Origin of the sequence: Burkholderia lata (assembly GCF_902499025.1) — a bacterium.
In the GTDB taxonomy this organism is placed as follows: domain Bacteria; phylum Pseudomonadota; class Gammaproteobacteria; order Burkholderiales; family Burkholderiaceae; genus Burkholderia; species Burkholderia lata_C.
In genome coordinates this window covers 1-12,806 of sequence record NZ_CABVPW010000062.1, presented here as the reverse complement: position 1 = coordinate 12,806, position 12,806 = coordinate 1, and the positions used below count along the sequence as shown (strand labels likewise).

Annotated in this window: 14 protein-coding genes; 6 read left to right on the top strand and 8 right to left on the bottom strand. The window is 67.1% G+C overall.

From position 1 onward, the window contains the following. Positions 1 to 24: 24 nt before the first annotated feature. Positions 25 to 663 carry a glycerol-3-phosphate 1-O-acyltransferase PlsY gene (gene plsY, locus BDI24065_RS38155; protein WP_175035535.1) on the top strand — a complete coding sequence of 213 codons (639 nt, stop codon included), beginning with the start codon at positions 25 to 27 and terminating at the stop codon, positions 661 to 663. 79 nt (positions 664 to 742) lie between these two features. Here the strand turns inward: plsY and BDI24065_RS38150 are convergent, their stop codons facing one another. Further along, on the bottom strand, positions 743 to 1,228 hold the full coding sequence (locus BDI24065_RS38150; protein ID WP_011352998.1) for a YajQ family cyclic di-GMP-binding protein: 486 nt from the start codon (positions 1,226 to 1,228) through the stop codon (positions 743 to 745). 136 nt (positions 1,229 to 1,364) lie between these two features. Here BDI24065_RS38150 and murB point away from each other — a divergent pair, with 136 nt between their 5' ends. Further along, positions 1,365 to 2,414: a UDP-N-acetylmuramate dehydrogenase gene (gene murB, locus BDI24065_RS38145; protein ID WP_175035534.1), complete on the top strand. Its 1,050-nt coding sequence runs from the start codon at positions 1,365 to 1,367 to the stop codon at positions 2,412 to 2,414. 92 nt (positions 2,415 to 2,506) lie between these two features. Here murB and argF read toward each other — a convergent pair whose 3' ends face one another. Continuing rightward, on the bottom strand, positions 2,507 to 3,436 hold the full coding sequence (argF, locus tag BDI24065_RS38140) for an ornithine carbamoyltransferase (RefSeq protein ID WP_174918518.1): 930 nt from the start codon (positions 3,434 to 3,436) through the stop codon (positions 2,507 to 2,509). A gap of 414 nt (positions 3,437 to 3,850) precedes the next feature. Here argF and BDI24065_RS38135 point away from each other — a divergent pair, with 414 nt between their 5' ends. Then, entirely contained in the window at positions 3,851 to 4,171 is a 321-nt protein-coding gene (locus BDI24065_RS38135; protein ID WP_011352995.1) for a DUF3579 domain-containing protein, read from the top strand. 154 nt (positions 4,172 to 4,325) lie between these two features. Here the strand turns inward: BDI24065_RS38135 and rpsT are convergent, their stop codons facing one another. Beyond that, positions 4,326 to 4,598: a 30S ribosomal protein S20 gene (rpsT, locus tag BDI24065_RS38130; protein WP_011352994.1), complete on the bottom strand. Its 273-nt coding sequence runs from the start codon at positions 4,596 to 4,598 to the stop codon at positions 4,326 to 4,328. Positions 4,599 to 4,902: 304 nt separating this feature from the next. Here rpsT and murJ point away from each other — a divergent pair, with 304 nt between their 5' ends. Next, entirely contained in the window at positions 4,903 to 6,453 is a 1,551-nt protein-coding gene (murJ, locus tag BDI24065_RS38125) for a murein biosynthesis integral membrane protein MurJ (RefSeq protein WP_175035533.1), read from the top strand. Between the two features lie 8 nt (positions 6,454 to 6,461). Beyond that, positions 6,462 to 7,304 carry a SirB1 family protein gene (locus tag BDI24065_RS38120; protein WP_175035532.1) on the top strand — a complete coding sequence of 281 codons (843 nt, stop codon included), beginning with the start codon at positions 6,462 to 6,464 and terminating at the stop codon, positions 7,302 to 7,304. 66 nt (positions 7,305 to 7,370) lie between these two features. Here the strand turns inward: BDI24065_RS38120 and BDI24065_RS38115 are convergent, their stop codons facing one another. From BDI24065_RS38115 to lpxK, 5 genes are all read right to left on the bottom strand, one after another. Next, entirely contained in the window at positions 7,371 to 8,129 is a 759-nt protein-coding gene (locus BDI24065_RS38115) for an SDR family NAD(P)-dependent oxidoreductase (protein ID WP_175035531.1), read from the bottom strand. A 344-nt stretch (positions 8,130 to 8,473) separates the two neighbouring features. Then, positions 8,474 to 9,136, bottom strand: coding sequence for an adenylate kinase (adk, locus tag BDI24065_RS38110; RefSeq protein WP_175035530.1), 663 nt, complete (start codon positions 9,134 to 9,136; stop codon positions 8,474 to 8,476). 208 nt (positions 9,137 to 9,344) lie between these two features. Then, positions 9,345 to 10,136, bottom strand: a complete 792-nt coding sequence (gene kdsB, locus BDI24065_RS38105; protein ID WP_175035529.1) for a 3-deoxy-manno-octulosonate cytidylyltransferase — start codon at positions 10,134 to 10,136, stop codon at positions 9,345 to 9,347. Between the two features lie 119 nt (positions 10,137 to 10,255). Further along, positions 10,256 to 10,450 carry a Trm112 family protein gene (locus tag BDI24065_RS38100; protein ID WP_010090898.1) on the bottom strand — a complete coding sequence of 65 codons (195 nt, stop codon included), beginning with the start codon at positions 10,448 to 10,450 and terminating at the stop codon, positions 10,256 to 10,258. Then, positions 10,431 to 11,459 carry a tetraacyldisaccharide 4'-kinase gene (gene lpxK / locus BDI24065_RS38095; protein WP_175035528.1) on the bottom strand — a complete coding sequence of 343 codons (1,029 nt, stop codon included), beginning with the start codon at positions 11,457 to 11,459 and terminating at the stop codon, positions 10,431 to 10,433. The genes BDI24065_RS38100 and lpxK overlap by 20 nt, the downstream gene beginning before the upstream one ends. Before the next feature lie 450 nt (positions 11,460 to 11,909). On the opposite strand from lpxK, the gene xseA reads away from it, so the two are divergent. After that, the coding region (xseA, locus tag BDI24065_RS38090) for an exodeoxyribonuclease VII large subunit (RefSeq protein ID WP_175035527.1) at positions 11,910 to 12,806 on the top strand (897 nt) is incomplete at its 3' end.

Sequence of the window (12,806 nt, the reverse complement as noted above, 5' to 3'; positions counted from 1 at the left end):
TACGTTGAAAGAAGAGTCCTCCGCATGCAGATCCTGCTCGCCGCCCTTGTTGCCTACCTGATCGGTTCGGTGTCGTTCGCCGTCGTCGTCAGTGGCGCGATGGGCCTGGCCGACCCGCGTTCGTACGGGTCGAAGAATCCCGGCGCGACCAACGTGCTGCGCAGCGGCAACAAGAAGGCCGCGATCCTGACGCTCGTCGGCGATGCCTTCAAGGGCTGGATCGCCGTCTGGCTCGCCCGGCACTTCGGCCTGCCCGAGGTCGCGGTCGCGTGGGTCGCGATCGCGGTGTTCCTCGGCCACCTGTATCCGGTGTTCTTCCGCTTCCAGGGCGGCAAGGGCGTCGCGACCGCGGCCGGCGTGCTGCTGGCCGTGCACCCGGTGCTCGGGCTCGCGACCGCGCTGACCTGGCTGATCGTCGCGTTCTTCTTCCGTTATTCGTCGCTTGCGGCGCTGGTGGCGGCCGTGTTCGCACCGGTGTTCGACGTATTCCTGTTCGGCACGGGCCACAACCCGGTCGCGTGGGCCGTGCTCGCGATGAGCGTGCTGCTCGTGTGGCGTCACCGCGGCAACATTTCGAAGCTGCTGGCGGGGCAGGAGAGCCGGATCGGCGACAAGAAGAAGGCGGCCGCGGACGGCGGCGCGCAGGACGGCGGGAAAGCCTGACGAGGTGCGGCGCTTGCCGCATGCCGGGCGCGCCGCGTGTGCGGTGCCCGGCAGGATGACGTGACGGATCGTCTGGCGATCAGTCGCGGAAGTTGTTGAAGTCGAGCGGCGTGTCGGTCACGTCCTTGCGCAGCATCGCGATCACGCTCTGCAGGTCGTCGCGCTTCGTGCCGTTCACGCGCACCGCGTCGCCCTGGATGCTCGCCTGCACCTTGATCTTGCTGTCCTTCACGAGGCGCACGATCTTCTTCGCGAGATCGCCGGTCACGCCTTTCTTCACGGTGACGATCTGCTTGAGCTTGTCGCCGCCGATCTTCTCGACCTTGCCGTAGTCGAGGAAGCGCACGTCGACGTTGCGCTTGGCCAGCTTGCCGATCAGCACGTCCTTGACCTGGCCGAGCTTGAAATCGTCATCGGCGAACAGCGTCAGCTCGCGTTCCTTCTGCTCGACGCGCGCGTCGGAGCCCTTGAAGTCGAAGCGCGTCGAAATTTCCTTGTTCGACTGCTCGATGGCGTTTTTCACTTCGATCATGTTCGCTTCGGAAACGACGTCGAACGATGGCATGGCATTCCTCCCTTGAGATGCGGGCACCCGGCTCGCGCACGGGCCTCGCTATAATTGCGGACTGTTTGCCATTTTACCGATGCCCTTCCGTTTGCCCAAGGCCGGCCATGCGCCGCCCGGGCGGACGTGACCGCGAATGCCGATGCCTCCTGACGATTCCGCCCTGTCGCTGCTTCCCGACCATCCGCTCGCCGCGCACAACACGTTCGGCATCGCCGCGACCGCGCGCTTTGCCGCGCGCATCACGCATGCGTCGCAGTTCGAGGCGCTCCATCGCGACCCGCGCGTCGCGAACCTGCCTCGACTCGTGCTCGGCGGCGGCAGCAACGTCGTGTTCACGCGCGATTTCGACGGCGTCGTGCTGCTCGACGAGATCGCGGGCCGCCGCGTCGTGCGCGAGGACGACGACGCGTGGTACGTCGAGGCCGGCGGCGGCGAGAACTGGCACGCATTCGTCGCGTGGACGCTCGAGCACGGGATGGCGGGCCTCGAGAACCTCGCGCTGATTCCGGGCACGGTCGGCGCCGCGCCGATCCAGAACATCGGCGCGTACGGCCTCGAGATGAAGGCGTATTTCGACTCGCTGGTCGCGGTCGAGCTGGCGACGGGGCGCAGCGAGCGCTTCGATGCCGCGCGCTGCGCGTTCGGCTACCGCGACAGCTTTTTCAAGCGGGAAGGGCGCGGCCGGTTCGCGATCGTGTCGGTGACGTTCCGGCTGCCGAAGCAATGGGCGCCGCGGCTCGGTTACGCGGATGTCACCCGCGAACTCGACGTACGCGGCATCGCACCCGACGCGGCCACGGCGCGCGACGTGTTCGACGCCGTCGTCGCGATCCGCCGCGCGAAGCTGCCCGATCCGCTCGTCCTCGGCAACGCGGGCAGTTTCTTCAAGAATCCGGTGATCGATGCCGCGCAGTTCGATGCGCTGCGCGCCCGTGCGCCAGAAATCGTGTCGTATCCGCAGCCGGACGGGCAGGTCAAGCTCGCAGCCGGCTGGCTGATCGACCGCTGCGGCTGGAAGGGGCGCGCGCTGGGCGCGGCGGCCGTGCACGACCGCCAGGCGCTCGTGCTCGTCAATCGGGGCGGTGCAACGGGTGCCGACGTGCTCGCGCTCGCGCAGGCGATCCAGGCCGACGTGCGCGCACGTTTCGGCGTCGAACTCGAGCCCGAACCGGTTTGCCTGTAACGCGGGTTTAGCGCGGCTTTGCTCGCGCCCAAACAAAAAGCGCCGATCGTCGATCGGCGCTTTTTTTCATGGGCTGGCGGGGTGCCGGCGTGTCAGTGCTTGAGGCGGCCGAGCAGCAGGAACTCCATCAGCGCTTTCTGCACGTGCAGGCGGTTTTCCGCTTCGTCCCACACGACGCTTTGCGGGCCGTCGATCACGCCGGCCGTCACTTCCTCGCCGCGGTGCGCGGGCAGGCAGTGCATGAAGAGGGCGTCCGGGTTCGCGTGGCCCATCATTTCCTCGTCGACGCACCAGTCGGCGAACGCCTTCATTCGCGCCTCGTTCTCGGCCTCGAAGCCCATGCTCGTCCACACGTCGGTCGTGACGAGATCGGCGCCCTTGCATGCTTCGTTCGGATCGTCGAACACTTCATAGAACGGCGCGCTGTCGGGCGACACGAGCTTCATGTCGAGCGCATAGCCGGGCGGCGTGGACAGGCGCAGCTTGAAGCCGAGGATCTGCGCGGCTTCGATCCACGTGTAGAGCATGTTGTTCGCATCGCCGACCCACGCGACGGTCTTGCCGGCGATCGGGCCGCGGTGCTCGTAGTACGTGAAGATGTCGGCGAGCACCTGGCACGGGTGGTACTCGTTCGTCAGGCCGTTGATCACCGGCACGCGGGAATTGTCCGCGAAGCGCTTGATGACCTCCTGCTCGAACGTGCGGATCATGATGATGTCGACCATCCGCGAGATGACCTGCGCGGAATCCTCGACGGGTTCGCCGCGGCCGAGCTGCGTGTCGCGCGTGCTCATGAAGACGGCGTGGCCGCCGAGCTGGAAGATCCCGGCCTCGAACGACAGGCGCGTGCGCGTCGAGCTCTTCTCGAAGATCATCGCGAGCGTGCGATCGTGCAGCGGGTGATAGGTCTCGTAGTTCTTGAACTTGCGCTTCAGGATACCCGTGCGTTCGAGCACGTACTCGTAGTCTTCCAGCGAGAAATCCTTGAACTGCAGGTAGTGACGAATGGTTTTGGCGGTCATGAAGCGAAATACGGCGGGTTGCCCCCGGCAGCAAGGCCGGACGGCGCGGCCGTCGGGTGTGGATAACTCAAAGCAGCATAAAGGATTTTCTGTGCTTTGACGAGCCGCGGAGAGAAGCGGGGCGCGATCGCCGCGTGCGGCAAGCGATGCAGGAGGAGGGGTGTCGGGACGGCGCGCAATGGCGCGCTGCGGTATAATTCGAAAGTTTTCTCCAGCCCGGCAGGCAAGCCTCCTCGCGCTCTGCCGGACACAAGCCGTGCGCTGCACAAATCCGGTGCAGTCCACCGGCGGCGCGCGCCGACGTCCCGTTTTCGGGATACCGGAATGCTTGTGCCGCCGTCCGTTTCAGCTTTGTGTTTCGCGTATCCAGGCGCCGTTGCCTGGACATCGCCGGGCCGTCACTTGGGTAACCACATGGCTGAAACCCCTCCGACCGAATTCTTCATCCAGGGCATCACGAAAGACGGGAAAAAGTTTCGCCCGAGCGACTGGTCGGAACGTCTGGCCGGTGTGATGGCCTGCTTCGGGCCGGGGGCGAGCGGGCGGAACGCGCGTCTCCAGTATTCGCTCTACGTGCGTCCGACGATGCTCGGCGACCTGAAATGCGTGATCCTCGATTCCCGACTGCGCGACGTCGAGCCGATGGCGTTCGATTTCGTGCTGAATTTCGCGAAGGACAACAACCTCGTCGTCACCGAGGCGTGCGAACTGCCGGACTACGGCGAGAAGAAATGATGCCGGCACGGGCGACGGCGCTTACCGCGCCCGCCCTGGCAAATGTGGCCGGCCCGCAGCGCGCGCCGGCGACAGACGACAAAAAAGCCCGCCTAGGCGGGCTTTTTTGCGATCGCAGGAAACAGGAACGCCCGCGTGAGCGGGCGCACCGGATTTACGCTGCTGCCTGCAGGCCTTTGACGGCCGCGGCCAGGCGGCTCTTGCTGCGAGCGGCCTTGTTCTTGTGAACGATCTTCTTGTCAGCGATCGTGTCGATCGTCTTCACGGCAGCCTTGAACAGATCGGCAGCCTTTGCTTGATCGCCGGCGTCGACAGCCTTGCGAACAGCCTTGATCGCGGTACGGAATTTCGAGCGCAGCGCCGAGTTGTGCGAATTTGCCTTCGCGGCCTGGCGGGCGCGCTTGCGTGCTTGTGCGGAGTTAGCCATGACGGTTCCTTATCCTGTCCTGTTTCCAGAGCTTGGAGCCTAGACGGCCAAGCGCTGCTTTTCGATCCGTCCCCTGAGAGCGATTGCCCAGGGGCGCATAAAAAACGGTGATTTTAACCGAGGCCGGGACATGAAAACGGCAGTTGCCGTGCATGTACGAGCCCAGAAACCGGCGATTATAGCAACAAAATCAAGCGAGTGGCAAGCTCAACGTGACGCCCGCCGGATGGGACGCCGGCGGATTGCGCGCTTTTCGGTGTCGACCGCTGGCCGGGCCACGCAACGTCCGTATAATAAGCGCCCCATGAATCTATTCCGAGCCCTGCTGACGGTCAGCGGCTTCACGCTGCTGTCGCGCGTGACCGGACTGGCCCGCGAGACGCTGATCGCCCGTGCGTTCGGCGCCAGTCAATACACCGACGCGTTCTACGTCGCCTTCCGTATCCCGAACCTGCTGCGCCGCCTGTCTGCCGAAGGCGCGTTCTCGCAGGCGTTCGTGCCGATCCTTGCCGAGTTCAAGAACCAGCAGGGGCACGACGCGACGAAAGCGCTCGTCGACGCGATGTCCACCGTGCTGGCGTGGGCGCTTGCCGTGCTGTCGGTCCTCGGGATCGTGGGCGCATCGTGGGTCGTGTTCGCGGTCGCGTCCGGCCTGCACACCGACGGGCAGGCGTTCCCGCTCGCGGTCACGATGACGCGGATCATGTTCCCGTACATCGTGTTCATCTCGCTGACGACGCTCGCCTCCGGCGTGCTGAACACATACAAGAGCTTCTCGCTGCCCGCGTTCGCGCCGGTGCTGCTCAACGTCGCGTTCATCTCCGCGGCCGTGTTCGTCGCGCCGCACCTGAAGGTGCCGGTGTTCGCGCTCGCATGGGCCGTCATCGTCGGCGGCGTGCTGCAGTTCCTCGTGCAGCTGCCGGGCCTGAAGAAGATCGACATGGTGCCGCTGATCGGCCTCAACCCGATGCGCGCGCTGCGCCATCCGGGCGTGAAGCGCGTGCTCGCGAAGATGGTGCCCGCGACGTTCGCGGTGTCGGTCGCGCAACTGTCGCTGATCATCAACACCAACATCGCGTCGCGGCTCGGGCAGGGCGCGGTGTCGTGGATCAACTACGCCGACCGCCTGATGGAATTCCCGACGGCGCTGCTCGGCGTCGCGCTCGGCACGATCCTGCTGCCGAGCCTGTCGAAGGCGCACGTCGACGCCGATTCGCACGAATATTCGGCGCTGCTCGACTGGGGGCTGCGCGTCACGTTCCTGCTCGCGGCACCGAGCGCGCTCGCGCTGTTCTTCTTCGCGACGCCGCTCACCGCGACCCTGTTCAACTACGGCAAGTTCGACGCGCATACCGTGACGATGGTCGCGCGCGCGCTCGCGACCTACGGGATCGGCCTCGTCGGCATCATCCTGATCAAGATCCTCGCGCCGGGCTTCTATGCGAAGCAGGACATCAAGACGCCCGTGAAGATCGCGATCGGCGTGCTGATCGTCACGCAGATCTCGAACTATGTGTTCGTGCCGCTGATCGGCCACGCGGGCCTGACGTTGAGCATCGGCGTCGGCGCGTGCCTGAACTCGCTGCTGCTGTTCATCGGGCTGCGCAAGCGCGGCATCTACCAGCCGTCGCCGGGCTGGCTGCGCTTCTTCGTGCAGCTGATCGGTGCGACGCTCGTGCTCGCCGGGCTGATGCACTGGCTGTCGGTCAGCTTCGACTGGACCGGGATGCGTGCGCAGCCGCTCGATCGCATTGCGCTGATGGCTGCGTGCCTCGTGCTGTTCGCTGCACTATATTTCGGTATGTTGTGGGTGATGGGCTTCAAATACGCTTATTTCAGAAGGCGCGCCAAGTGACGACCGCAATGACCCGCGTCCTCGACTTCTTCAGCACGCTCGTGGCAGACGACGACAGCCTGCCCGTCACGGAAGCGGCGCTGTCGCTGGCGCAGGACGCGTATCCCGACCTCGATCTGCAGGGCACGCTGGCCGAACTCGACATGCTGGCGGCGCGGCTGCGCCGGCGGCTTGCCGACGATATGGACCTGAAAGGCCGCGTCGCCGCGCTGAACGACTTCTTTTTCCGCGAGCTCGGCTTCGCGTGCAATCACAACGATTACTACGACCCCGATAACAGCCACCTGAACGCCGTGCTGAAGCGGCGGCGCGGGATCCCGATCTCGTTGTCGGTGCTGTACCTGGAACTCGCCGAGCAGATCGGCGTACCGGCGCGCGGCGTATCGTTCCCCGGCCACTTCCTGCTGCGCGTCACGCTGCCGGACGGCGACCTGATCATCGATCCGGCCAACGGCCATTCGCTGTCCGAAGCCGAGATGGTCGAGATGCTCGAGCCGTACGTCGCGCGGGCGGCCGGTGCGGTCGACAGCGCGTTGCGCGCGCTGCTGCAGCCCGCGACGAGCCGCGAGATCATCGCGCGGATGCTGCGCAACCTGAAGACGATCTATCTTCAGACGGAACGCTGGCAGCGGCTGCTCGCGGTGCAGCAGCGGCTCGTGATCCTGCTGCCCGAGCACCTCGACGAAGTCCGCGACCGCGGGTTCGCGTATGCGCGGCTCGATTACCTGCGCCCCGCACTCGAGGATCTCGAGCAGTATCTCGGCGAGCGGCCGGACGCGGACGACGCCACCGTCGTCGAGTCGCAGGTGACCGAATTGCGGCAGCGGATGCAGCGCGACGGCGAGGACTGAGCCACCGCCGTGTTTGCCGCAACCCTGAATGAAAAAACGCCCGCATCGCGGGCGTTTTTTTTGTGCCTATTTCGGCTGCATCCGGATCGCGCCGTCGAGGCGGATCACTTCGCCGTTGAGCATCGGGTTCTCGACGATCTGGCGCACCAGCAGCGCGTACTCGGCCGGTTTGCCGAGCCGAGGCGGGAACGGCACCATTGCGCCCAGCGCGTCCTGTACGTCCTGCGGCATGCCGAGCAGCATCGGCGTCTCGAACAGGCCGGGCGCGATCGTCATCACGCGGATGCCGTTGCGCGACAGGTCGCGCGCGATCGGTAGCGTCATGCCCGCGACGCCGGCTTTCGACGCCGCGTACGCGGCCTGCCCGATCTGTCCGTCGAATGCGGCAACTGACGCGGTGCTGACGATCACGCCGCGCTCGCCGTCCGCGGTCGGCGCGGTGGCGGCCATCGCGGCGGCCGCGAGCCGGATCATGTTGAACGTGCCGACGAGGTTCACGTTGATCGTCTTCGCGAATACGTCGAGCGGATGCGCGCCGTCCTTGCCGACGGTCTTCGCGGCGGGTGCGATACCCGCGCAGTTCACGAGGCCGCGCAGCGTGCCGGCGCGCGTCGCCGCGTCGACGGCAGCCTGCGCGTCGGTTTCGCTCGACACGTCGCAGTGCACGAAAATGCCGCCCAGCTCGGTTGCGAGCGCGGTGCCCGCCGCGTCGTTCAGGTCGGCGAGCACGACCGTGCCGCCTGCCTGCGCGATCATCCGCGCGGTGCCGGCGCCGAGGCCCGATGCGCCGCCCGTGATCAGGAACACGTTGCCGCGAATTTCCATGACTCTCTCCTTTGTCGACCGCCCTTGGCGCTTCAGCGCCTAGGGAGGTCCCATGCCAAGGCGGTCGACCGCCCTTGGCGCTTCAGCGCCTGGGGAGGTCCCATGCAAGGCGGTTGAGCGCCATTGCCGCTTCGGCTCAAGTAGCGCTTCCACACAAACGCTTGCCCGATCCGACGCCGCGCGATGGGTTGAAATGCCGGTCCGCCGGTAATGGAGGTGCCCGCACTCGACTGATTGTACGGGGCGCCTTCGCGCGGCGGCGAGACGAGAACGGTCGTGCCAATTCCGTCCGGGCAAAAAAAAGCCGCCCGGAAAGGGCGGCTTGCGGGTGCGCGACGCGCTGCTTACTTCAGTGCGCCAAACGCGCGCTCGCGGATTTCCTCGACGCTGCCGAGGCCCGAGATCTTGCGATACTGCGGAGCCTTCAGGCCATTTTCCTCGCCGCGCTGCGCCCAGTCGCCGTAGTACGTGATCAGCGGCTTGGTCTGCGCTTCGTACACTTCGAGACGCTTCTTGACGGTTTCTTCCTTGTCGTCGTCGCGCTGGACCAGCGGTTCGCCCGTCACGTCGTCGTGGCCTTCGACCTTCGGCGGGTTGAACTTGACGTGGTACGTGCGGCCCGATGCCGGGTGCGTGCGGCGGCCGCTCATGCGCTCGATGATTTCCGAGAACGGCACGTCGATCTCCAGCACGTAGTCGATCGCGACGCCGGCTTCCTTCATTGCGTCAGCCTGCGCGATCGTGCGCGGGAAACCGTCGAACAGATAACCGTTCGCGCAGTCGGATTCCTTCAGGCGCTCCTTGACGAGGCCGATGATCAGCGCGTCCGGCACGAGCTTGCCTGCGTCCATGTAGCCCTTCGCTTCGACGCCGAGCGGCGTGCCGGCTTTCACGGCCGCGCGCAGCATGTCGCCCGTCGAGATTTGCGGGATGCCGAACTTTTCCTTGATGAAGTTTGCCTGGGTGCCCTTTCCCGCGCCGGGCGCGCCCAACAGGATCAAACGCATGGTGATATCTCCAGTATGTAGATTCGTGTGGCGAGACGAAAAAAGCGCCGGCGACGGCGTGCGCGGGGCTTGCCTGGCGCGTGGCGGACCGGTCTGATGCGGCGCGTCGGGTTAGGCGACGCGCGGCTGCCGGCAGGGCCGCGGGCGGGGTCAAGCGAGGACGCGCTGGTCGCGGACGGCTCGCACAATCGCCTGATTATGCCACGGGTTATTTTGATGACGGCTGAAAAAGGGCCTGCACGCGTGCGAGATCGGCCGGCGTGTCGATGCCGGCTTCGGGCGCGGACTCGGTGATCAGCACTGCGATGCGCTCGCCGTGCCAGAGCGCGCGCAGCTGCTCGAGCTGCTCAGCCTGTTCGATCGGCGCCTGTGCGAGCGTCGGATAGGTGCGCAGGAAACGCGCGCGATACGCATAGAGGCCGATGTGCCGGTAGACCGGGAAAGCGGGTGCAGGCATGGCCGCGACGTCGGGCCAGTGCGGCTGGTACGCGTCCCGGCTCCACGGAATCGGCGCGCGCGAGAAGTACAGCGCGACGCTGTGCGCGTCGAGCGCGACCTTCACGACGTTCGGGTTGAACACGTCGGCCGCGTCGTGGATCGGATGGGCCGCCGTCGCAATCGCGCAGGCCGGATGCGCGGCGAGGTGCGACGCTACGTCGCGCACGAGCGCGGGGTCGATCAGCGGCTCGTCGCCCTGCACGTTGACGACGACGGTGTCGTCGCTCCACCCGAACGTCGCCGCGACTTCCGCGAGCCGGTCGGTGCCGGACGGATGATCGGCGCGCGTCAGCACCGCTTCGAAGCCGTGATCGCGGGCCGCATCGAGCACGCTCTGCGCGTCGGACGCGACCAGCACCTGCTGCGCGCCCGCTTCGCGCGCGCGCTCGGCGACACGCACGACCATCGGCTTGCCGCCGAGATCGGCGAGCGGCTTGTTCGGGAGCCGCGTCGACGCGAGCCGGGCGGGAATGACGGCGATGAAGGGTTGCGGGTGAGTCATCGGGGAGGGCGGTGAGAAGAACGGAGCGGGCGGCGCGTCTGGTGCGGGCGCCCGGCGGGTTCGGCGCCCTGGCCGCGGACGGGCCGCGGCTCGGGCTGGCTCGGGCTGGATCGAGCGACTTAGCGGCCGGCCGGGTCGACCGGCGTGCCTTCGACGGTCTGGCGTGCTTCGTCGACCAGCATCACGGGGATACCGTCGCGGATCGGGTAGGCGAGCTTGTCCGCGTTGCAGATCAGCTCCTGCGCGGCACGGTCATAGTGGAGCGGGCCTTTGCAGATAGGGCACACAAGAATTTCAAGCAGGCGAGCGTCCACGGAGTTTCTCCACAACGAGGGCAATGAGGCGAGGGGCGAGCGCGGCTTCGACGGGGACGACCCACAGTCGAGCGTCGCGCCAGGAAGCGCCCAATTTTACTGCATCCTTCTCGGTGATCAGGATCGCATCGACGGCGTCGTCGACGAACGGATTGTCGGCGAACGCGTAATGGTCGGGCAGCGCACGCGTCGCGGGCGCGAGACCGGCCGCGCGCAGCGTCGCGAAGAAGCGTTCCGGCGCGCCGATGCCGGCCGCGGCGAGCACGCGTTCGTTCGCGAATTGCGACAGCGGGCGGCGCAGCGCGGGCTGGTCGAGGTGCCACGCGGCACCCGGCGTGAGCGCGAGCGAATAGGTGTCGGGCCATGGCGGCAGCGCGCCGCTGTACGGATCGTTGACGAGCGTGGCGTCACGATGCCGCGACAGCGGCTCGCGCAACGGCCCGGCCGGCAGCAGGAAGCCGTTGCCGCCGAGCCGGTGGTCGAACACGACGAGCTCGACCGTGCGCGCGAGGCGGTAGTGCTGCAGGCCGTCGTCGCTGACGATCACGTCGACGTCCGGATGCGCGGCGCGCAGCGCCTGCGCGGCCGCGACGCGATCGGGGCAGACCCAGACGGGCGCGCCGGTGCGGCGTGCGATCAGGAGCGGTTCGTCGCCGCCCGCGCTGGCCCGCGACGCGAGCGTGACGGCGGTCGGCGCCTTCACGTTCGCGCCGTAGCCGCGCGACACGATGCCGGGCGTGAAGCCGGCCGCCCGCAGCGCGTCGACGAGTGCGATCACGGTCGGCGTCTTGCCGGTGCCGCCGACGGTCACGTTGCCGACCACGACGACGGGCACGCCGACGTCGACCGGCTTTTTCCAGCCCTGTGTGTAGGCGGCGCGTCGCAGCGCCGCGCACAGGCCGAACACGCACGCGAACGGCGTGAGCGCCCACGCGAGCGCGCCGCGGCGCTGCCATTCGCGCGTCAGGCGGGCTTCGAGCCGCGCGAGCGGGCCGTCGGGCGCGCTCATCGGGCCGGGCGCGGCAGGTCGTGCGCCGCGGCTTGGGACGGATTCGTCAAGGCGGATTCTCCGTTGGGCGGCGCATGCCGCGGGGTCTGCGGAAGGCGGCACTCTAGCGCGCCGCAGGCGGGCGCGGCAAGCGCGACCGGCCGCCGCGGCTCGCGGGGCCGGATCGCGGCGGCTTGTGGATAACTCTGTGAAGAACTCCCCGCTCGATGGCGTCAAACGCCCGCCGGGTGGGCTTCGAATCGGATGAGAATCATTCCGAAAGAGTTAAAAATATATAAAAATCAATGTGTTACGGGGAATTGTCTGGATTTTTCAGCGGTTTTCACGCGTTTTAGGCCGATGATTGCCAAAATGTGGACACCTTCCGAACGTCACCGCGCAAGCGCCCGGCGCTGGACGTCGCGCGCGTGTCGGACTATCGTGTCGCCGCCAGCATTCATCCGATCGTCCATGCCTTCCGACTCCCCATTTGCCGCACCGGGCGCGACCCGCGGCGGCGACGAAGTGATTCCCGTCTCGGCGCTCAATCGCGCGATTTCGACGATGCTCGAGCGTTCGTTTCCGCTGCTGTGGATTTCGGGCGAAGTGTCGAATTTCACGCGCGCCGCGAGCGGCCACTGGTATTTCTCGATCAAGGACCAGCAGGCGCAGATGCGCTGCGTGATGTTCCGCGGCCGCGCGCAATATGCGGAATTCACGCCGCGTGAAGGCGACCGGATCGAGGTGCGCGCGGTCGTCACGATGTACGAGCCGCGCGGCGAAGTGCAGCTCAACGTCGAGGCCGTGCGGCGCACGGGCCAGGGGCGCCTGTACGAGGCGTTCCTGCGGCTGAAGGCGCAGCTCGAGAGTGAGGGACTGTTCGCGCCCGAGCGCAAGCGGCCGCTGCCGGCCCACCCGCGCGCGATCGGCATCGTCACGTCGCTGCAGGCGGCCGCGCTGCGCGACGTGCTGACCACGCTCGCCCGCCGCGCGCCGCACATTCCGGTGATCGTCTATCCGGCGCCCGTGCAGGGTGCCGGTTCCGCCGAAAAGCTCGTCGCGGCCGTCGAGGCCGCGAATGCGCGCCGCGAGGTCGACGTGCTGCTGGTCTGTCGCGGCGGCGGCTCGATCGAGGATCTGTGGTCGTTCAACGACGAGGCGCTGGCGCGTGCAATCGCCGCGAGCGAAGTGCCGGTCGTCAGCGGCGTCGGGCACGAAACCGATTTCACGATCGCGGATTTCGCGGCCGACGTGCGTGCGCCGACGCCGACCGGCGCGGCCGAGCTGGCGAGCCCGCAGCGCGCGCTGCTGCTGCGCGAGGTCGGCGAGCGCCAGCGCGCGCTCGCGCGCGGCATGGAACGCCGGCTC